The 20,424-nt window shown below is 70.1% G+C and carries 18 protein-coding genes; 2 read left to right on the forward strand and 16 right to left on the reverse strand.

The features are described 5' to 3' along the window. Positions 1 to 2: 2 nt before the first annotated feature. From lpxD to BLR02_RS05305, 16 genes are all read right to left on the reverse strand, one after another. A complete protein-coding gene (gene lpxD, locus BLR02_RS05230) occupies positions 3 to 1,040 on the reverse strand; it encodes a UDP-3-O-(3-hydroxymyristoyl)glucosamine N-acyltransferase (RefSeq protein ID WP_090562153.1) in 1,038 nt (345 codons plus the stop codon). 15 nt (positions 1,041 to 1,055) lie between these two features. After that, a complete protein-coding gene (locus BLR02_RS05235; protein WP_245704616.1) occupies positions 1,056 to 1,844 on the reverse strand; it encodes an OmpH family outer membrane protein in 789 nt (262 codons plus the stop codon). A gap of 47 nt (positions 1,845 to 1,891) precedes the next feature. Then, positions 1,892 to 4,288 (reverse strand): outer membrane protein assembly factor BamA, encoded by a 2,397-nt coding sequence (gene bamA / locus BLR02_RS05240; protein ID WP_245704617.1) that lies wholly within the window; start codon positions 4,286 to 4,288, stop codon positions 1,892 to 1,894. A 148-nt stretch (positions 4,289 to 4,436) separates the two neighbouring features. Beyond that, positions 4,437 to 5,567: an RIP metalloprotease RseP gene (gene rseP, locus BLR02_RS05245; RefSeq protein ID WP_342670556.1), complete on the reverse strand. Its 1,131-nt coding sequence runs from the start codon at positions 5,565 to 5,567 to the stop codon at positions 4,437 to 4,439. A 22-nt stretch (positions 5,568 to 5,589) separates the two neighbouring features. Then, a complete protein-coding gene (gene dxr / locus BLR02_RS05250; protein ID WP_090562152.1) occupies positions 5,590 to 6,759 on the reverse strand; it encodes a 1-deoxy-D-xylulose-5-phosphate reductoisomerase in 1,170 nt (389 codons plus the stop codon). Then, positions 6,750 to 7,601, reverse strand: coding sequence for a phosphatidate cytidylyltransferase (locus tag BLR02_RS05255; RefSeq protein WP_090562150.1), 852 nt, complete (start codon positions 7,599 to 7,601; stop codon positions 6,750 to 6,752). Before BLR02_RS05255 ends, dxr begins: the two co-directional genes overlap by 10 nt. Before the next feature lie 13 nt (positions 7,602 to 7,614). Next, positions 7,615 to 8,289: a polyprenyl diphosphate synthase gene (gene uppS / locus BLR02_RS05260; protein WP_245704647.1), complete on the reverse strand. Its 675-nt coding sequence runs from the start codon at positions 8,287 to 8,289 to the stop codon at positions 7,615 to 7,617. Positions 8,290 to 8,387: 98 nt separating this feature from the next. Further along, positions 8,388 to 8,960: a ribosome recycling factor gene (frr, locus tag BLR02_RS05265; RefSeq protein WP_090562146.1), complete on the reverse strand. Its 573-nt coding sequence runs from the start codon at positions 8,958 to 8,960 to the stop codon at positions 8,388 to 8,390. A 256-nt stretch (positions 8,961 to 9,216) separates the two neighbouring features. Continuing rightward, entirely contained in the window at positions 9,217 to 9,942 is a 726-nt protein-coding gene (pyrH, locus tag BLR02_RS05270) for a UMP kinase (RefSeq protein WP_090562144.1), read from the reverse strand. Positions 9,943 to 10,063: 121 nt separating this feature from the next. Continuing rightward, a complete protein-coding gene (gene tsf / locus BLR02_RS05275) occupies positions 10,064 to 10,984 on the reverse strand; it encodes a translation elongation factor Ts (protein WP_090562142.1) in 921 nt (306 codons plus the stop codon). 152 nt (positions 10,985 to 11,136) lie between these two features. Further along, a complete protein-coding gene (rpsB, locus tag BLR02_RS05280) occupies positions 11,137 to 11,991 on the reverse strand; it encodes a 30S ribosomal protein S2 (protein WP_090661120.1) in 855 nt (284 codons plus the stop codon). A 187-nt stretch (positions 11,992 to 12,178) separates the two neighbouring features. After that, positions 12,179 to 13,747, reverse strand: a complete 1,569-nt coding sequence (locus BLR02_RS05285) for an ABC transporter substrate-binding protein (protein ID WP_176849380.1) — start codon at positions 13,745 to 13,747, stop codon at positions 12,179 to 12,181. Between the two features lie 49 nt (positions 13,748 to 13,796). Beyond that, on the reverse strand, positions 13,797 to 14,747 hold the full coding sequence (locus tag BLR02_RS05290; protein WP_176849381.1) for an isopenicillin N synthase family dioxygenase: 951 nt from the start codon (positions 14,745 to 14,747) through the stop codon (positions 13,797 to 13,799). Positions 14,748 to 14,868: 121 nt separating this feature from the next. Beyond that, positions 14,869 to 16,524 (reverse strand): dihydroxyacetone kinase family protein, encoded by a 1,656-nt coding sequence (locus BLR02_RS05295; RefSeq protein WP_090661129.1) that lies wholly within the window; start codon positions 16,522 to 16,524, stop codon positions 14,869 to 14,871. An 18-nt stretch (positions 16,525 to 16,542) separates the two neighbouring features. Beyond that, positions 16,543 to 17,976 (reverse strand): pyruvate kinase, encoded by a 1,434-nt coding sequence (gene pyk, locus BLR02_RS05300; RefSeq protein ID WP_090661610.1) that lies wholly within the window; start codon positions 17,974 to 17,976, stop codon positions 16,543 to 16,545. Positions 17,977 to 18,253: 277 nt separating this feature from the next. After that, the gene (locus BLR02_RS05305) at positions 18,254 to 19,576 is read right to left on the reverse strand and encodes a glycerate kinase type-2 family protein (RefSeq protein WP_090661132.1); all 1,323 of its coding nucleotides are present in this window, start codon (positions 19,574 to 19,576) and stop codon (positions 18,254 to 18,256) included. Positions 19,577 to 19,672: 96 nt separating this feature from the next. Between BLR02_RS05305 and BLR02_RS05310 the strand changes: the two genes are divergently transcribed. Continuing rightward, entirely contained in the window at positions 19,673 to 19,987 is a 315-nt protein-coding gene (locus tag BLR02_RS05310; RefSeq protein WP_090661135.1) for a DUF1244 domain-containing protein, read from the forward strand. 63 nt (positions 19,988 to 20,050) lie between these two features. Beyond that, positions 20,051 to 20,356, forward strand: a complete 306-nt coding sequence (locus tag BLR02_RS05315) for a DUF2312 domain-containing protein (RefSeq protein WP_090562129.1) — start codon at positions 20,051 to 20,053, stop codon at positions 20,354 to 20,356. Positions 20,357 to 20,424 lie beyond the last annotated feature (68 nt).

Genomic DNA, 20,424 nt, shown 5'->3' on the forward strand with positions numbered 1-20,424 from the left:
CCTTAGCCTGCCTTCCCCTCGTCCTGCTGGGCCGAACCCAGCTTCCGCAGCCGCGCAATGGCGCGCCAGAATTCCCGCACCGGCCAAGCCGGGCTGCCGATGACATCCGTTTTCGCGGGCACGTCGTTCATCACCCCGGCCTGCGCCCCGATCCGCGCCCCGCTGCCGATCTCGATATGGCCGGCAATACCACTCTGGGCGGCGACCTGCACGTAATCCCCGAGAAGCGCAGAGCCGGCGATGCCGGCCTGACCGACGAGAATGCAGCCCCGGCCAGTGCGGACGTTGTGCCCGACCTGCACCAGGTTGTCGAGGCGCGAGCCCGGACCGATGACCGTATCGCCCTGGCTGCCCCGATCGACGCAGCTATTGGCTCCGATCTCGCAGAAGTCACCGAGCAGGACGCGGCCCAGCTGCGGCATCGTCTCGAACCGGCCATCCGGCGTGGCGGCGAAGCCGAAACCCTCCTGCCCAATCCGGGCCCCGGGATGCAGCACGACGCCGCGGCCGGCAACCGCATGGCTGATGCTGCAATGCGGATGCAGCCGGCAGCCCTCGCCCAGTTCCACGCCATCACCGATCACGGCATGGGCACCGATCATGCAACCGGGCCCGATGCGCGCGCCCGCCCCGATGACGGCATAGGGTCCGATCTCGCAGCCCTCGCCGATCACCGCATCCACGGCGATGACGGCGGTCGGATGGATGCCGGGCCGCAGCGCCGCGGGGGGATGGAACAGCCTGGCAACCCGGCCGAAGGCCAGGTAGGGCGCCTGCACGATGATCGCCAGCGTGCCCGGGGGCACCTGCCTCGCCAGGGCGTCCGCGATCACCACGGCGCCGGCCTTCGTCTCCGCAAGCGATGGTAGATATTTGCGGTTGTCGAGGAAGCTCACCTCATCCGGGCCGGCGGATTGCAAGGGCGCGACGCCGGTGAAGCGACGCGCCGGGTCACCCTCGCACTGGCCGCCGGCAGCCGCCAGGATCTCCGTCAGGCTGAGTGGCCCAGCGGAGGCGAAGAAGCGCGGATCGACAGCCAAGGCCGACCCCCTTGCTCAGCGCCGCTGCTGCTGCGCCGCCGGCGGCGTGGCCGGACGCGCGGCAGGCGCCGTCGCCGCCGGCTGCTCGCCGCTGGTGGCCTCGGGGGGCATGGTGACGCTACGCAGCACCCGATTGAATTGCTGCGCCACCTCCTCCGTCAGGTCGAAGGGCGGGTCGTTGAAGATGACCAGCGGCCGTGGCAGCACGAGGTTGACCTTCCGGCTCGCCGCCACCTGGCGGATGACGCCGCCGAGGGCCTGCTCGATCTCCGCGAGCGCCTGCTGTGCCGCCTGCTCGATGGCGCGGGACCGCTCCCGGAAGATGCGCTGGCTGTCGGTGATCCTGTCCTGCAACGTCCGCTCCCGCTCGCGGAGCTGGTCGGGCGGCAGGGAGGCACGCTGGTTGGCAAGCTGCTGCTGCTGCTCGCGCCAGTTGTTCTGCTCGCGCTGCAGGTCGTCGTTCAGCCGCTGGCGGCGGCGCTCGATCTCGTCGCGCACCTGGTTGAAGGCAGTGGAAACGCGCTGGATCTCCGGCACGTCGACGATGCCGATGACGGCATCAGGGGGCTGCTGTCCGGGCGGCAGGGGCTGCGGCGCCTGGGTGCTCGGCCGCTGCGGCTGCTGCGCCGGGCGCTGCTGCTGTGCCGGCCGGGGCTGCTGCTGGGCTGGCCGTTGCCCGCCCTGCTGGTTCGGGATGAAGAAGCCGGGATCCTGCTGAGCCAGCGCGGGCCCTCCGGCCAGGACGGCGAGAGCGAGGGCCGAGGCCATGAGGGCAGTGGCGGACGAGGCGCGGAAGGCTGGCATATGCGAAGGAATCCCAGGGTTCAGATGGTCGGGTTCACAGCGTAGGGTCAGAACCGGGTGCCGAAGCCGAACCGGAAGACTTGGGTCTCGTCATAGGACTTCTTCACCACCGCCTGGGCGACATCGATGTTGATGAGGCCGAAGGGGCTCCGCCAGGAAATGCCGACACCGGCACCGACCCGTGGCGAGGTATCATCGGCGACGCCTGCACCCTTCTCCGTCTGCGAGAGCGAGCCGACATCGACGAAGGCGCGCCCCACCAGCCCGAGTTCCGCCGGCAGGGGCAGCGGGTAGCGCAATTCCGTCGTCTGGGTCCAGAGCAGGCGGCCGCCCAGGCTGTCCCGCGTCGCGGTGTCGCGCGGGCCCGCACCGGCGATGCGGAAGCCGCGGAGGTTCTCGCCGCCGAGGAAGAAGCGGTCGATGATGCGGTCCCTCTTGCCGAACAGCGTCTCGAGATAGCCGACGCTGCCGGAGATGGAGAGCAGGTAGTCCGGGTCGCCGAGCAGCGATTCGAGCGGCACGTAGTAGGTGCCGTCGAGGCGGCCTCGCAGATAGGCAACGTCGCCGCCCAGGCCGGCGAAGTCCGTGCCGAGGCGCACCACGGCGCCGCGCCGCGGATCGACGATCGAATCGCGGAGATCGTAGGTCAGCGTCTGGCCGATCTGCGACAGCACGGTGGTGCCCGCCTGCTCCGTGATGAAGCGCGAGGCGCCTTCCGCGATATCGGTGATGCGGCGGTTGGTGAGGGTATAGGCCCAGGTCTGCCGCAGCCGGTCGTTGAAGGCGTAGCCCATGCGGAGCGTGAAGCCCTGCCGCTCCTCCCGGTAGGAAGCGATGTTCAGCAGGTTGCGCTGCACATAGAAGATGTCGACGCCGGCCGCGAGGTTGCGGTCGAGGAAGTAGGGGTCGGTGATCGAGAAATCGACCTGGCTGCGGCGCTGCGCGATGGTGCCGTTGATTCGCGCGTCGATGCCGGTGCCAAGCAGGTTGCGCTCGCGCAGGCCGACATCCGCCAGCGCGCCGGCATCCGTCGAGTAGCCGCCGCCGACCGAGACCTCACCCGTGGCCCGCTCGGCCACCTGGGTGTTCAGCACCGCACGGTCGGGCGCGGAGCCGGGCGAGGAGGTGACCTGCACATCCGAGAAGTAGCCGAGATCGCGCAGCCGCTGCCGGCTCCGCCTGATCTGCGCGGCGTTGAAGGCATCGCCCTCCGCCAAGCGGAATTCGCGCCGGATCACCCGGTCCTGGGTGCGGGTATTGCCGTTGATCTCGATGCGCTCGACATAGACGCGCGGCGCCTCGTTGATCTCGAAGGTCAGGTCGACCCGACGATCCTCGCGGTTGCGGTTGATGCGCGGCTGCACATCGACGAAGGGGAAGCCGCGCAGATTGGCGGCATCCTGGATTGCCTGGGCGGTGCGCTCCACCACATCGCCGTCATACCAGTCGCCCTCGTCCAGATCGACGAGGCGGCGGACGCTGGCAGCGTCCAGGTTGCGAAGGTTGGAGACGACCTCGACCTTGCCCACGCGATAGCGCACGCCCTCGTCGACGGAATAGGTGACGAAGAAGCCGGTGCGGTCCTGTGCCAGCTCGGCCGTGGCGTTGGTGATCTGCACATCGGCATAGCCGTTGCGAAGATAGAAGCGGCGCAGCAACTCCCGGTCGAAGGCGAGGCGCTCCGGATCGAATTGGTCGGAGGAGGAGAGCAGGCGGTACCAGGCCTGCTCCTTCGTCGCCACGATCTCCTTCAGCTTGCTGTCGGAATAGGATTCGTTGCCGACGAAGTTGATGCGCGCCACGAGCGCCGCATCGCCTTCCTGGATTTCGTAGACGATGTCGATGCGGTTCTGGTCGCGCTGGATGATCTTCGGCTCGACCGTCGCCGCGAACCGCCCGCGGCGGGCATAGAGTTCGAGGATGCGCTGGCGATCGGCCTGCACCGCCTGGGTGGTGAAAACGGAGCGGGCGCGGAGCTGAAGCTCCTTGTTCAGCACGTCGTCCGAGATCTTCCGGTTGCCCTCGAAGGCGACGCGGCTGACCAGGGGATTTTCCGTGACCTGGACCACCACGCGGCCGCCCTCGCGGCGGACCTGTACATCGCTGAACAGGCCGGTGGCGTAGAGCGACTTCAGGCTGCGGTCGAGCCGGTCGGCATCATAAGCATCGCCCGGCTGCAGCAGCATGTAGGAGCGGACGGTATCCGCCTCGATCCGCTGGTTGCCGGTGACGTCGACCGCCTGGACGATGCCGTCCGGCGCCATGGCCCGGGCCGGGGTGGCACGGGTCGCCGGTCGGGATCGTGGCTGCAACTGGGCCTGCTGCTGGCCGGCGCGGGCCCGGCTCCCCTCCGGCTGACGGGTCTGGGCCTCGGCCGCCGGCGGGATCAGTCCCGTGGCGATGCAGGCGGTGGCAGCGAGGAGGACGCGGAAGGAAGGGGACAAAGTGCGGGCCCGTAACGTTGGGGTTCAGCGAGCGGGCGGAGAATAGCCGCGCACCTCCGCCGCCGCCACCCCACACCTCGCGCCTTCGCCAGCAATCGGCTCAATGGGTTAGGCGGCGCGCCGCAGATCGGGCAAAAGCCCGCCCCTCTCAGCCGACGAGACCGGCCACCCAGCGGCCGATGGCACCGCCGGCAATGTCGTTCCAGGATGCGAAGAGGAAGAGCGAAACCAGCACGGCGAATCCGGCGCGGAACCCGTATTCCTGCGCCCGCGGCGGCAAGGGCCGGCCGCGGATCGCCTCCGCCGCATAGAAGACCAGATGCCCGCCATCCAGCAGCGGGATGGGGAAGAGGTTCAGCAGGCCAAGGCTGACCGAGAGCAGCGCCATCAGGTTGATCAGCGGCACGATGCCGAGCGAGGCGGCCTCGCCCGAGACCTCGGCGATCTTGATCGGCCCGCCAAGCTCCTTCGCGCTGCGCTCGCCGACCAGCATCTCGCCGATGCCCTTGAGCGTCTGCCAGGTGATGTCGGCCGTCTGCACCGCGCCGGCCGCCACGGCCGAGACCGGGTCCAGCCGCTCGAATCGGGAGGCGCCACCCTGGATGCCGAGCACGCCGACTGAACCGCTGGCACCCTCGCGCGCCTCCGGCACCACGGTCACGCTGACCTCCGCGCCGTCGCGGTTGACGGCGACCACCACGGGCTGCCCGGCCCGCGGCTGGATGTAGCGCTGCACCTGCTCGAAGCGGCCGACCTTCTGGCCGTCGAGCGAGAGGATGGAATCGCCCGGCCGCAGCCCGGACCGCGCCGCGGCGGAGCCTTCGACCACCGTGCTGATGCCGGTGCCGCCGACCGGCTGGCCGACCGTGGCGAACAGCCCGGCGAAAAGCAGGATGGCGAGCAGGAAATTCGCCACCGGGCCGGCCGCAACGACGATGGCCCGGCTGCCGACCGGCTTCTCGTGGAAGGTGCGTCCGGGAAGCCAGCCGGCCCGCGTCTCGGGTGAGACATCCTCCGGCGTTTCTTGCCCATGCAGCTTCACATAGCCACCGAGCGGGATCCAGCCGAGCCGCCATTCCGTGCCGCGCTTGTCGCGCCCCTGCAACAGGGGCCGGCCGAAACCGATGGAGAAGGCATCCACGTGAACCCCCCGCCACCGGGCGGCGAGGTAGTGCCCCATCTCATGGACGAAGACGAGGACGCCAAGCACGATCGCGAAGGCGATCAGCGTGCGCGGCAAGGCCGGCAGCATGTTCCAGAGAGTGCCGAAGAATTCCAACGCCGTCGCTCCTCAGACCTGCTCAGGCCGCCGCCCGCCTTGCGGCGAGCCGACCGGCCACTTCACGCGCCGCCGCATCCAGTGCCAGCACCGCCTCGAGCCCGTCGATCACGGGATTCCCAAGGGATTGCAACGTCTCCTCGACCACCGCCGCGATGTCGAGGAAGCCCAGCCGCCGGTCGAGGAACAGCGCAACCGCCGCCTCATTCGCGGCATTCAATATGGTGGTGGCGCCCTGCCCCGCCTGCAACGCCGAGCGGCATAGCCGAAGGGCGGGGAAACGTACCGCATCCGGAGCGAAGAATTCCAGCTTCCCGAGCGTGACCAGGTCGAGCCGCGGCAGCTCCACCGCCATCCGCTCCGGCCAGGCCAGGGCATGAGCGATCGGCGTCCGCATATCCGGCGTGCCGAGTTGGGCGAGTACTGAGCCGTCAGCGTATTGCACGAGGCCGTGCACCGTCGATTGCGGGTGCACCAGGATCTCGATCCGCTCCTCCGGCACGGGGAAGAGGCGCGCGGCCTCGATGAGCTCGAGCCCCTTGTTCATCATGGTGGCGCTGTCGACCGAGATCTTGGCGCCCATGGACCAGACCGGGTGGCGCACCGCTACCTCCGGCGTCGCAGCCCGCATGGTGGCGAGGTCTGCGTCGCGGAAAGGTCCGCCGGAGGCGGTCAGCACGATCTTCTCGATCACCGCCGGGTCCCGCGAGTCGAGCGCCTGGAAGATCGCGTTGTGCTCGGAATCGACCGGCAACAGGGTGGCGCCGGAGCGCCGGGCCTCGGCCAGGACGATCTCGCCGGCGCAGACCAGGCTCTCCTTGTTGGCGAGGGCCAGCGTGCCGCCCCGGCCGAGTGCGGCGAGGGTGCTGCGCAACCCGGCGGCGCCGACGATGGCCGCCATGGTCCAGTCGGCTGGGCGCGCCGCCGCCTCGACCACCGCCTCCGTCCCGGCCGCCGTCTCGATCCCGCTGCCGGCAAGCGCCTCGCGGAGTGCCGCATGGCAGGCCGGGTCGGCGACGACCGCAAGCCGCGCGCCGAAGCGCCGGGCCTGGGCGGCCAGCGCCGTGACGTCCCGCCCGGCGACCAGCGCCTCCACCGCATAGCGCCCAGGGGGCGCGGCCTCCAGCAGGGCCATGGTGCTGCGGCCGACGGAGCCGGTGCTGCCGAGAACGGTAATGCGCTTCAACGCCATAAGGCTTCCCCAGGCCCCAGCAGCACCCCAAGCAGCGCCGCGGCGGGCGCAGCCGAGATCACCCCATCCAGCCGGTCCAGCAGGCCGCCATGGCCAGGGATGAGGGCGGAGGAGTCCTTCACATTGAAGCGCCGCTTGATCCAGCTTTCGAACAGGTCCCCCACCTGCGAAAGCAGGCCGAGGATGGCGGCGATCAGCAGCACCCGCACAAAGGGTACTGATGCCGGTTCCATCACATACGCCGAGACCGCGCCCACCGCCATGGCGGAGACGAGGCCGCCGGCCGCCCCCGACCAGGTCTTGTTCGGCGAGACGGCGGGCGCCAGCTTCGGCCCGCCCAGCGCCCGGCCGGCCAGATAGGCGCCGATATCGCTCGACCAGACGATCAGGAAGAGGAAGATGACGTTCCGCAGACCGGCCACCTCGTCGCCCCGGAGATGGATGAGGGAGACACCGGCGAGGCCGATATAGAGGACACCGAAGGCGAGCCAGAACCCCGGCATGGCGCGGCGAAGGCGCGGCGGCTCCGTCACCGCCCAGAGGCCGAGGAAGCCGAGGGCGAGCACCGCAAAGGCCCAGATCCAGGCCCCGCCCACTGCCAGCACCCCGGCCAGCAGCACCGTGACCGGCACCACCATTCCCGGCAGCCGCTTCGAGGAGAAGCCACAGAGCCGCACCCACTCCCAGGCGAGCAGGGCAACGGCCGCCGCCATCAGCGCCGTCCAGGCCTCCGCCCCGAGCCAGATGCAGAGCAGGGCCGCCGGGCCAAGCAGCAGGGCGGAGAGGGCGCGCTTGCGCAGGTCGGGCCAGCGCGAGGCGGGCCGGGCAGCCGGTTCGGTCACGCGCGGCGGTCGCTCATCCCGTGCGGGCGCCGAAGCGCCGCTCTCGCCGGCCGAAATCGCGCAGCGCCCTTGCCAGGTGCTCGGCGCCGTAATCGGGCCAGAGCACGTCCTGGAAGACGAATTCGGCATAGGCCGCCTGCCAGAGCAGGAAATTCGACAGCCGCTGCTCGCCCGAGGTGCGAATGATCAGGTCGGGATCGGGCATATCGGCGGTGAAGAGATGCCGGGCGAAGCTCGCCTCGTCGATTGCATCGGGGTCGAGCCGCCCCTCCCGCGCTGCCGCCGCGATGGCCTGGGCCGCGGCGACGATCTCCGCCCGCGCGCCGTAGGACAGGGCGACATTGAGGTTCAACCGCGTGCCTCCGGCGGTGACCGCCTCGGCCTGATCGATCTCGCGCACCGTCTCGGTGCCGAAGCGGGCGCGGTCACCGATCACCCGGAGGCGGATACCCTCCTTGGCGAAGGTTGCCACTTCGGAGCGGAGATAGAGGCGCAACAGGCCGGTCAGTGCCTTCACCTCATCGGCTGGCCGCAGCCAATTCTCTGAGGAGAAGGCGAAGAGGGTCAGCCAGCCGACGCCCTGCTGGACACAGGCCTCGATGGTGCGGCGCACCGCCTCCGCCCCCGCCTTGTGGCCAAGCGCCACCGGCAGCCCACGCGCCTCCGCCCAGCGCCGGTTGCCATCCATGATGATGGCCACATGGCAAGGCAGCGCGCCGGGGGACGCCGTGTCGGGCGATGCAGCCTCGGGAAGCGACTGGAGTTTGGGAGCGCCGGACACGAGCCTCAAACCTGCCTGATGTCCTTCTCCTTGTCGGCCAAGGTGGTGTCGATCATCTTAATGTACTGGTCGGTCAGCTTCTGGACCTCATCGGACCAGTGCTTCACATCGTCCTGGCCGAGCGGCGCCTTCTTGTCCTTCTCCTGCGCCTTGATCTGCTCCATCCCATCCCGCCGCACGCCGCGGATCGCCACCTTGGCGCTCTCGGCATATTTGCCGGCGGTCTTGATGAGGTCGTTGCGGCGCTCCTGCGTCAGGGGCGGCAGCGGCACCCGGATCACCTGGCCCTCGGTCTGCGGGTTGAGCCCGAGGCCGCTGTCCCGGATGGCGATCTCCACCGCCTTGGTCACCGACTTGTCCCAGACCTGCACGGACAGCAAGCCCGGCCCGGAGACCGAGACATTGGCCACCTGATTCAGCGGCTGGTTGTTGCCATAGGCCTCGACCCGGATCGGCTCGAGCAGCGCCGGGCTGGCGCGGCCGGTCCGCAGGCCGGAGAGTTCCTTCTTGAGCATCTCGATCGCGCCATCCATGCGGCGCGTGAGATCCTGCTTCAGCGTCTTGAGGTCGGCCGGCATGGCCCGTCACTCCCGATCGGTGCTGTCAGCCCTGGACCATGATCCGCGCCATGGGTGGCACGCAGCATGGTCCAGGGCATCGTCCATCGCGCCAGAGGCGCGTCCTTGGTCATAGCGCCAGAGGCGCGTTCTTGTTCATCACGCCAGAGGCGCATCGTCTTTATCGCGCCGGAGGCGCGTTCGGCGTCAGCACGCCACCTGCGGACAAGGCCCAGTTCACCACGCGAAGATGGCGGGAAGCGGGCGGGCCTTGGCGTCAATGCTGCTCCACAACCGTGGTGAACTTCCCCTCGCCCTGCATCACTGCGGTGAAGGCGCCGGGCTCGTGAATATTGAACACGATGATCGGCAGCTTGTTCTCGCGGCAGAGGCTGATCGCGGCCGCGTCCATCACCAGCAGATCGCGCGCGAGCATATCGAGATAGGTGAGGGTCACGTAACGCTCGGCCTTCGGGTTCTTCCGCGGATCGGCCGAATAGACACCATCCACCTGGGTGCCCTTGAACAGGGCATCGCATTCCATCTCGGCCGCGCGCAGGGCGGCGGCGGTATCGGTGGTGAAGAAGGGGTTGCCCGTGCCGGCGGCGAAGATCACCACCCTGCCCTTTTCCATGTGCCGGATCGCACGGCGGCGGATATAGGGCTCGCAGAGCGACTGCATCGGGATGGCGCTCAGCACCCGTGTCGGCAAGCCCTGCTTCTCGAGCGCCGATTGCATGGCGAGCGCATTCATCACCGTCGCCAACATGCCCATGTAATCGGCCTGGGCACGATCCATGCCGGCTGCGGCACCGGCGATGCCACGGAAGATGTTGCCGCCGCCGATAACCAGGCAGACCTCGGCCCCGAGTTCCACGGCGCCTCTCACATCCTCGGCGATACGGCGGACCGTCGCCGATTCAAGGCCGTAGTCGCGGCTGCCCATCAGTGCCTCACCGGACACCTTGAGCATGACACGCTTGTAGCTAGGCAACTTGTTCATTATGGGACCGTCACGGGGGCGAGGAACGATATGCAGCGGCCCCCGGCCCCGCAAGGCCCCGATGGAGCCGTCGATGCCACATGCGGGTGAGCAGAGGGCTCACCCGCAGGACCCTGGCGGCTCAGGCGCCGCCGACGCCCGACACCTTCGCCACCTCGGCGGCGAAATCCGGGCCGACCGGCTTGTCGATGCCCTCGCCGAGCTGGAAGCGGGCGAAGCCCGTCAGCTTGCCACCGGCCTTCTGGACGATCGCCTTCACCCGGCTCTCGCCGTCATGCACCCAAACCTGCTCCAGCAGCACCACTTCCTCGTAGTACTTGCGGATGCGGCCCTCGACCATCTTCTCGATGATCGCCTCCGGCTTGCCGCTGGCACGGGCCTGCTCGGAGAGCACGGCCTTCTCACGCTCGAGCGCCGCAGGGTCCACGACCGAGACGTCGAGCGCCTCCGGCCGGGTAGCGGCCACATGCATGCCGATCTGCCGGCCGAGGCCCTCGAGCGCATCGATCTCCGAGGCGCCCTCGAGGGCAACCAGCACGCCGATCTTGCCGAGGCCGGGGCGGATGGCGTTATGGGTGTAGGTGGCGACGGCGCCCTGGCTCACCTCGAGGCGGCGGGCCCGGCGGATCGTCATGTTCTCGCCGATGGTGGCGATGAGGCGCGTCAGCTCCTCGGTCACGCTGTGGCGCGTGCCGGGATAGGTGGCCGCCTTCAGCGCCTCCACATCCTCGCCGACGGACAGGGCAAGGCCCGCAACCTCGGCGACGAAATTCTGGAACTGCTCGTTGCGGGCGACGAAATCGGTCTCGGCATTCACCTCGACCATCGCGGCGACGTTCGGCGCGCTGGCGACGCCGACCAGGCCCTCGGCAGCGACACGGCCGGACTTCTTGGCGGCGGCGGAGAGGCCCTTCTTCCGCAGCCAGTCGATCGCGGCTTCCATGTCGCCATTGGCCTCAACCAGGGCCTTCTTGCAATCCATCATGCCGGCGCCGGTCTTGTCGCGCAGGTCGCGGACCATCGCTGCGGTGATTTCGGCCATGGATCAAACCTCCATAGAGCGTGATCGCCATAGGCTGGGACGGCCGGAGGCGTGAATCACGCAACGTAAGAACTAATTCATTGCGGCCGCCCATCCCGGACGGCCGCCATGACATCGCATCCAAACGCCCCGCCCGGAGGCGGGGCGCAGCATCAGGCCTGGGCGGCCGGCGCCTCGGCCGGAGCTGCCTCCGCCGGAGCTGCCTCGGCCGCGGCGGCCGCGGTGAACTCCTCCGGAGTCGCCTCCTCGGCGGCGGCGGTGAGCGCCTCGTCCTCGGGCAGATCCTCGACCGCGCCCATGTCGACGCCGGAGGCCTGCAGCCCGGCCGAGATGCCATCGATCACGGCGCCGGCGATCAGGTCGCAATAGAGGTTGATCGCGCGGATCGCGTCGTCATTGCCCGGGATCGGGAAGGCGACGCCCTGCGGATCGGCATTGCTGTCCACCACGGCGATGACGGGGATGCCGAGCTTGTTGGCCTCCTCGATCGCCAGCTTCTCCTTCACCACGTCGATCACGAAGATGATGTCGGGCAGGCCGCCCATCTCCTTGATGCCGCCGAGCGCGCGGTCGAGCTTCTCCTTCTCACGCGTCAGCATCAGGATCTCTTTCTTGGTGAGACCGGTGATGTTGCCGCCGAGCTGCTCGTCCATCTGCTTCAGGCGCTTGATCGAGCCCGTGATGGTCTTCCAGTTGGTGAGCATGCCGCCCAGCCAGCGATGGTTCACGTAGTACTGGCCGCAGCGGGTCGAGGCCTCGGCCACATACTCGGCCGCCGCCTTCTTGGTGCCGACGAAGAGCACGCGCCCGCCGGCCGCGACCACGTCCCGCACGGCGCGCAGCGCGCGGTCGAGCATCGGGACGGTCTGCTGCAGGTCGAGGATGTGGACCTGGTTGCGGACGCCGAAGATGTAGGGCGCCATGCGCGGGTTCCAGCGCCGCGTATGGTGGCCGAAATGCACGCCGGCTTCGAGCAGCATGCGAAGGGAAACCTGGGGCATCGCCATAGGGGGCGAGATCCTTCCTGTCAGTCCGGTTGAGCCTCCGCGGCGCCTTCCCGGTTGAACCGGGACCGGACCCTGCCGAATGGAAGGGCGCGCCGCGTGCGAATTTGCCGCGCCGGGTAGTCCCGGCGACAGCGCGCGGCATATGGCACGGCTGGTGCCCTGGGGCAAGGCCCCGGCGGCAGGCGGCTCACCGCCGTTCCAGCCCCCAGAAGACCGGGAAGCTGAACGGCACCACGCCCCGCAGGTCGGCCCGCCAGGCCGGCGGCCCGGCGAACTGCCCGCCGGGGATGAAGGTCACGGCATCATGCACCACCGTCTGCAGCTGATCCGCAAGGGCCCGCTGCTCCTCCGGCGTCGCCGCCTCGGAGTAACGGGCGGTGAGGTCCTTGAGGCGCGGGTCGCAGTACCAGCCGGGATACTCGACGCAGTTATAGGCGATCAGCGGATTGGCCAGCGGGTTCACCAGGTCCACACCGTTCAGCACGATCGGCGCCACGGACCACCCGCCCTGCTCCACCGGCGCCCGGCTCAGCCGCTTCTGCGCGACCGTTGCATAATCCGTGCTGCGCAGGTCGACATTGAAGCCCGCCCGCCGCATCTGGTCCGCCATAACGAGGCCGATGGGGTTGAGCAGCGCCGAGGCGGCCGCATGGAGGAAGACCACCGGCTCGCCCCGGTAGCTGGTGGCGCGGAGCAGGCCGCGGGCCCGCTCGGTCGAGGCGGCGCGCAGCCCCTCGGTCCCGGCCTCGGTCGTGCCGGCGGCGTTGCACATATAGATCGAGCCGCACCAGGGGACGAGCATGTCGTCCGGCAGGCCCATCGCCGCCATCACCTCCGGCTGCACGATCGCGGCCTGCAGCGCCTTGCGTATGGCCGGGTCGTTGAAGGGCGGCACCGCATGGTTGACGTTCAGCACCGAGAGGAACTGGTCGATGCCACGCGGCTGCCCGACCACGATGTTCCGGTTCCGCCGCATCCTCGTGATGAAATCGAAGGGCAGGATCTCCAGGAAGTCGAGCTCGCCGGCTTCGAGCGCGGCCGCGCGGGTCGCCTGATCGGTGATGCTGAGAAGCTCGATCCGCTCCATCTTCGGCACCTTGCCGCCGGCCAGCGCCGAGGGCGGCTCCTCCCGCGGCCGGTAGCGCGGATTGCGGACGAAGCTGGCCCGCTCGCCAGGCCGCCATTCCGATTGCAGGAACCGGTAGGGGCCGGAGCCGACGATCTCGGTCACCGCCGTGTTCGGGTCCCCCGCCGCGATGCGGGCCGGCATCATCACCGGAATGGTGTGCCCCGCCTTGCCGAGCGCCTCGATGACGAAGGCGAAGGGGCGGTTGAGCGCGATCTCGAAGCGCTTGGCGTCGAGCACCCGCATCTCCCGCGTGGCGGCCATGAGCTGGCCGCCGAGCGCCTCGCGCCGCGCCCAGCGGCGGATCGAGGCGACGCAATCCTCGGCCGTCACCGGCTGGCCGTCGCTCCATTCCAGCCCGTCGCGCAGGGTGAAGGTGTAGGTCAGCCGGTCCGCGCTGATCTCCCAGCCCTGCAGCATCTGCGGCCGGTATTGCCCCTCGGCGTCGAGGCTCACCAGCGTGTCGAAGACGAGATAGGCGAAGACCCGCGTGGCGTTGATGGTCGTCATCAGCGGGTCGAGGATCTGCAGCTCGGTGTTCAGCGACACCCGCAGCGTGCGGCTGCGCTCCTGCGCCGAGGCGGCGAAGGGCAACAGGGCGAGCAGCAGGGCAAGGCGGCACAGCCTCATGGACGCACTCCTTCGGGGCGTTGGGCCGTGGCTGGCGTTATTGGCCGCGCTATGCGGCGGTGGCGGCATCCTTACGGAAATGGGCGTAATTCTGGCCACGGAACCAGGCCATGTACTCGCCGACCGTCTGCGCCGGGAAGCGCGGTGGGTTCGCCTCATCGACGCAGGTCGGCAGCGCCTCGATCATCGTCTCGGGATTGGGGTGGAAGAAGTAGGGGATGGCGTAGCGCGGCGCGTCCATCGTGTTGAAGGCGCGGTGCGGCGTCGAGAGGAAGCGGCCGTTGGTCCAGCGGTTCAGCACGTCGCCGGTATTGACCACGAAGGTCCGGGGGATGACCGGTGCCGAGATCCACTCGCCCGCCTGGGTGCGGATCTGCAGGCCGGGCACCGGATTCTGCGCCAGCAGCGTAAAGAAGCTCGAGTCGGTATGCGGCGCGATGCCGTACTCGTCCGAACCGTATGCGACCGGTGGGTAGTGGGTCAGCCGCAGGGAGCTGAGCGAGCGGTCGCAGAGCGGCGTGAAGTAGTCGGCCGGCAGGTCGAGCGCGCGGGCATAGATCGGCAGCAGCCGCATCGACAGCGCCTCGAGCGCGGCGAAGTAGCGCAGCGTCACCTCGCGGAATTCGGGGATGGCCTCCGGCCAGCGATTGGCCGGGCGCGCCGGGTCGCGTTCCGGATTGACGAAGAAAGCCTCGTTCTCGTTCGGCTTGCGCACGGCGACGAGGCCATTGGCCCGCGTCGTGCTGCTCTTGTAGGGCAGGTAGCCCTGCATCGCGTCGTCGAGCTTCACCGCCATCTTCGCCTCGAGCGGCTGGGCGTGGAAGCGCGCGGCCGCCGCGAAGGTCGCGTCCACCAGCTCGAAGGGCACGCCATGATTGGCGATGAAGAGGAAGCCGACGGTCTCGCAGATGCGGCGCAGCTCGGCGGCGGTCGCCTCCAGCGCACCGGGTTCCCCGGCGAAGGCGGGGCCGAGATCGAGCAAGGGGATGGCATCGGACATCGATAAGGGTTCCTTTGGCGCTGCGGCGATCCGTCCCGGGCCGAGCATGGGGGAGCGGGTCCCGGTGGTCAAACCGCGATCCGCCAAGGGAACCAGTAACAGCAGGCCTGTGCCGCCCCGCCTATCCAGCCGCCTTCGCCAGCGCCCGCAGCCAGATGGCGACCGCCGCCGCGCCGGCATCCGGCACGCCGATCGCCCGTTCGCCGAGGTAGCTTGCCCGTCCGAGGCGTGGGGCCATGGCGGTGGTCGCCGCCGCGCCGGCCTCGGCCGCCTCCGCCGCGGCGGCAAGCCCCCCCTGCGCCAGAGCCTTGGCCGCAGGCGCCAGCGCATCGACCATGGTGCGGTCCCCTGGCTGCGCACCACCGAGCTCGGTGATGGCTTCGGTCGCTGCCTGGAGAGCGGCCGCCCAATCCGCCGGCCCCGGCATGGATGGCAGAACCCGGGCGGCGCGCAGCAGGCCGGCGGCATAGAAGGGGCCGGAGCTGCCGCCGAGGGCACGACGCAGCGCCTCCCCCATCGCCGCCAGCGCGATGGGCGGATCGGCCCAAGCAGCATCCGGCATCGCCCTGAGGGCGGCTGCGCCGCGGGCCATGCTGATCCCGAGATCGCCATCGCCAGCGGCGGCGTCGAGCTCGGTGAGCCGCGGCTCCGCCGCCTCCAGCGCGGCTGCAATTGCCATGGCTGCGGCGCACAGCCGAGGCGCCAGCGGCCCCATCGAGGCAGCGGGCGCGGGTGCGGCCGGCGGGGCTGCCAGCACCAGCCGTGGCGCGATGCGGCCATCGCCTGGCCAGGCCGGCGCCTCGCCGGGCGCATCCAGCAGGGCGAGGCGGGCATCGTCCAGCGTCAGCAGCGAGAGCGAGCAGCCCGGCATCTCGATCGCAGTGAGGAAATTGCCGGCCCAGGCGCGCTCCACCACCAGCTCCCGCTCGCGCAGCAGCCCGATGGCACGGCGGGCGACGATGGCGAGTTCCATCGGCGGGGTGCCGCCGAGGCCGTTGACCAGCAACGCCACCCGGTCCCCGGCGCCGAGGCCGCGATCGGCCAGGATCATGCCGAGCATCCGCTCGACCAGCGCATCCGCCGAGGCCATCGCCCCGCGCTCGACACCCTGCTCGCCATGGATGCCGAGGCCGAGCTCGATCTCCTCCTCGCCGAGGGTGAAGCCTGGCTTGCCCGCCGCCGGGACGGTGCAGGCGCCGAGCGCGACGCCCATGCTGCCGAGCTCCTCCGCCGCGGCGCGGGCGATGGCGGCCACCTGCCCCGCCCCCTGCCCCGCGGCCGCCGCGGCGCCCGCCAGCTTGTGGATCAGCACGGTGCCGGCGATGCCGCGCCGCCGGTCGGGCGGGACCATGTCGCGCAGCGCCACGTCATCGGCGACGACCACGACCTCGCAGGGGATGCCCTCGGCCCGCGCCAGCTCGGCGGCGAGGCCGAAATTCAGCCGGTCGCCGGTGTAGTTCTTGACGATCAGCACCGCCCCGGCCGGCCCGGCCGCGGCGCGAATGCCGGCCAGCACCGCATCGACGCTCGGCGAGGTGAAGACATCACCGGCGATGGCCCCCGCCAGCAGCCCCGGGCCGACATAGCCCGCATGGGCCGGCTCATGCCCGGCCCCGCCACCCGAGAGCACCGCGACCGGCCGCGCCTCGGGCGGCGGCAGCCCGGCACGGACCACGACCTCCTCGTTCTCCAGCAAGGCGAGTCCGGGGTGCAGGTCGCAGAGGCCCTCGAGCATCTCCCGCACCACCTGGCGCGGGTCGTTGACCAGCTTCTTCATCCCGCCTCTCCCTGTGCCCTATTTCACGCTCGCCACCCGCAACGCATTCGTCGTGCCTGGCGTGGCGAAGGGTACCCCCGCGGTCACCACGACCTCCTGCCCCGGCGTGGCGAATCCTTCCGTCTGCGCGGCGCGCAACGCCTTCGCCACCATGTCGGACATCGAATGCGGCTCCTGCGCGACCAGCGGATGCACGCCCCAGACGACGGCCAGGCGCCGCGCGCTCTCGATGCTGGCGGTCAGGCCGAGGATCGGGCAATCCGGCCGCTCCCGCGCCACGCGCAGGGTCGTCGAGCCGGTGGAGGTGAAGGTCGCGATCACCTGCGCCTGGATGGTATGCGCCACCTGCCGCGCTGCCGCGGCGATCGCGCCGGCGCTGGTCGCCTCCGGCTCTGGCCGGGAGTTGTTGGTGAGCGACCGCCAGTCCGGGTCCTGCTCCACCCGGGCCACGATGCGGTCCATCATGTTGACCGCCTCGAACGGATATTGCCCCGCCGCGGTCTCGGCCGAGAGCATCACCGCATCCGCGCCGTCGAACACCGCGGTCGCCACATCGGAGGCCTCAGCCCGCGTCGGCGCCGGGGCGGAGATCATGCTCTCCAGCATCTGCGTGGCGACGACCACCGGCCGCCCCAGCGCCCGCGCCGCGCGGACGATGCGCTTCTGTACCAGCGGCACCTCCTCCGGCGGCAACTCGACCCCGAGATCGCCACGCGCCACCATGACGCAATCGGCGAGCGTGATGATGGCATCGAGATTCTCGACCGCCTGCGGCTTCTCCATCTTCACCATGACCAGGGCACGGCCGGCGCAGATCGCCTTGGTCTCGGCTACGTCCTCCGGCCGCTGGACGAAGCTGAGGCCGATATACTCGACCCCCAGGTCGAGCACGAAGGCGAGGTCCTCGCGGTCCTTCTCGGTCAGCGCCGGGATCGGCAGCGCCACGTCCGGGACGTTGACGCCCTTCCGGTCGGAGAGCGGGCCGCCCACCATGATCTCCGTCTCCAGGTGGTCCTCGCGGACCCGGGTCACCCGCAGCCGCAGCTTGCCATCGTCGAGCAGCAGCGAGGTGCCGATCTGCGCCGCCTTGATGATCTCCGGGTGCGGCAGCTGCACCCGCCGCACATCGCCCGGATTGGGGCTGAGGTCGAGGCGGAAGGGCTGGCCGGTCTGCAGCTGCACCCGCCCGCCCTGGAAGCGCCCGACGCGGAGCTTCGGCCCCTGCACATCGGCCAGGATGCCGATCGGCCGCCCCACCTTCTGCTCGAGCGTCCGGATGATGGCGATGCGCTCGGCATGGTCGGCATGGGTGCCATGGGAAAAATTGAGCCGGAATACATCCGCACCCGCACGGTAGAGCCGCTCGATCACCTCGGGCGAGGAGCTTGCCGGACCCAATGTGGCCACGATCTTGGTCCGGCGGCGGCGGCGTAGCGGTATGCGGGTGGCCATACGGGGCGCGTTCCCTTCTTGCGGGGTCTGATGGAGGTCGGGCCGCAGCCGGTGCGGTGGCAGGTCGAGCAGGCGGGACAGCTCCGCCACGCGCTCCACCGGCACGCGCTGCCACTGCGAGACGGCGGCGGGTGAGATGCCAAGCGCGCCGGCGATGCGGGTAACGGCGCCGCGCCGGGCGAGGATGTCTTCCAGGGCTGGATCACGCATGCGCCCAGCTTAGGAATGTTAAGGTGCGCCGCCTAGGAGCTGGCGCGCCTTAAATTTGAAGGTATCTTTAAGTTACCAGGATGGCGCGGACATCGTTCACATTGGTCAGCGTCGGCCCGGTGACGATCAGGTCCGTCAGCGCGGCGAAGACCCCGTAGCTGTCATGCGCCGCCAGCATCGCCCGAGGGTCGAGCCCCGCCGCCCGTGCCCGCGCCAGGGTATCCGGCGTTGCGATAGCCCCGGCGGCGTCGGATTTGCCGTCGATCCCGTCGGTATCGGCCATCAGCGCCCAGATCCCGGCATGCCCTTCCAGCGCCAGCGCCAGGCCGAGCAGCCCCTCCATGCTCCGCCCGCCCCGCCCGCGTGCCCCCGCCGGCAGGGTCACCGTCGTCTCGCCGCCCGAGAGCAGCAGGCAAGGCCGCGCCGCCGGGAGCCCATGCGCGGCGCTGCTGCGGGCGATGCCGGCCAGGACCTTGCCCAGCACGGCCGCCTCGCCCTCCAGCGCATCGCCGAGGATGAGGGGGGCGAGGCCGAGCGCCTCCGCCTCCCGCGCCATGGCGCGGAGCGCCAGCATCGGCGTCGCGATCATCCGCAGGTCGGGCGTGCCGAGGCGCGGGTCGCCCGGCTTCGGGCTTTCCTCCTCTGCCGCCTCCAGATGGCGCATGACCGCGGCGGGCAGCTCCATCTGGTAATGGGCGACGAGTGCGCGGGCCTCGGCGAAGCTGGTCGGGTCGGGCACGGTCGGGCCGGAGGCGATCACCGCCGGGTCGTCCCCCGGGACGTCGGAGATGGCGAGCGTCACCACCCGCGCCGGATGGGCCGCTGCCGCCACCCGCCCGCCGGAGAAGGCGGAGAGGTGCTTGCGGATGCAGTTCATCTCCCCGATCGGCGCGCCGGAGCGCAGCAGCTCCCGATTCACTGCCATCAGTTCGTCGAGGGTGAGGCCGGGCGCCGGCAGGGTGGAGAGGGAGGAGCCGCCACCCGAGACCAGGAACAGCACCAGGTCATCCGCCGACAGGCCCCGCAGCAGCCCGAGCATCTCCGCCGCCGCTGCCGCGCCGGCGGCATCCGGCACCGGATGGCTGCCGAAGCGCACCGCGATCCGCCGGCCGGGCGGCGGAAACAGGCTTTCGCCGCCTCGCGGCGGGGCAACATCCGCGCCATGGGTGGTGATGACGAGGCCCGAAAGGGGCCGGTCCGGCCAGGCCCGCTCGACCGCCAGCGCCATTTTGGCCGCCGCCTTGCCGACGCCGACCACGATGGTCCGCCCCTGCGGCGGCTCCGGCAGATGGGCGGGCAGCACGGTCAGCGGATCCGCCGCCGCCAGCGCCGCGGCGAAGACCCGATGCAGTGCCGCCCGTGCCGCCGCGTCGTCCCAGGATGCCGCCATGCCTCAACTCCCTCCCGCTTGCAGGCCCGATTGCGGTGCGGAGTATGGCGAAGCGGGCCCGGATGGACCATCTAGGGCCGGAAAGAGGAGAGACCCATGCCGACACCCGAGATCGACCCCGCCACCCGCACCGAGCTCGAGGCTGCTGCGTTCCGCCGCCTCGTCGAGCACCTCCGCGAGCGGACCGATGTCCAGAACATCGACCTGATGAACCTGGCCGGCTTCTGCCGGAACTGCCTGTCCAAGTGGTACCGCGGCGCCGCCGAGGAAAAGGGCATCCCGCTGGCTGACCCGGATGCGCGTGAGATCATCTACGGCATGCCCTACAAGGAGTGGCAGGCGAAGCACCAGAAGGAGGCGGGCGAGGCACAGAAGGCGCAGTTCGCCGCCTCCAACCCCGGCCATGGTTGATCTTCGTTGCTGCCCGGCCCTGGGCGCGGTAGGAGCGCCGCCCGCCCTGGAGCCAAGCAACAGATGAGCGACATCGATTTCGAAGACGAAGCCCGGGCCAGCCGCGCCCGGCAAGCGGCCGATCCCGACCCGGAAGTGGGTGGGATCGCCGTCGATCGCCTGCGGTCCATCATCGAGCGGATCGAGCGGCTCGAGGAGGAGCGCAAGGCCCTCGCCAACGACATCAAGGACATCTTCGCCGAGGCCAAATCGGCGGGCTTCGATGTGAAGGTGGTCCGCCAGCTGATCTCGCTGCGCAAGAAGGAGCCCGCCGAGGTGGAGGAGCAGGAGACGCTGCTCGACCTCTACAAGCGCGCCCTCGGCATGTGACCGACAACTCGGTTCATTGCTGGAGTTGACGGAACAACCTGTGTGCCTATGTGCCGGGGCTGGCTGGG

Source organism: Belnapia rosea (genome assembly GCF_900101615.1).
Classification (GTDB): Bacteria; Pseudomonadota; Alphaproteobacteria; order Acetobacterales; family Acetobacteraceae; genus Belnapia; species Belnapia rosea.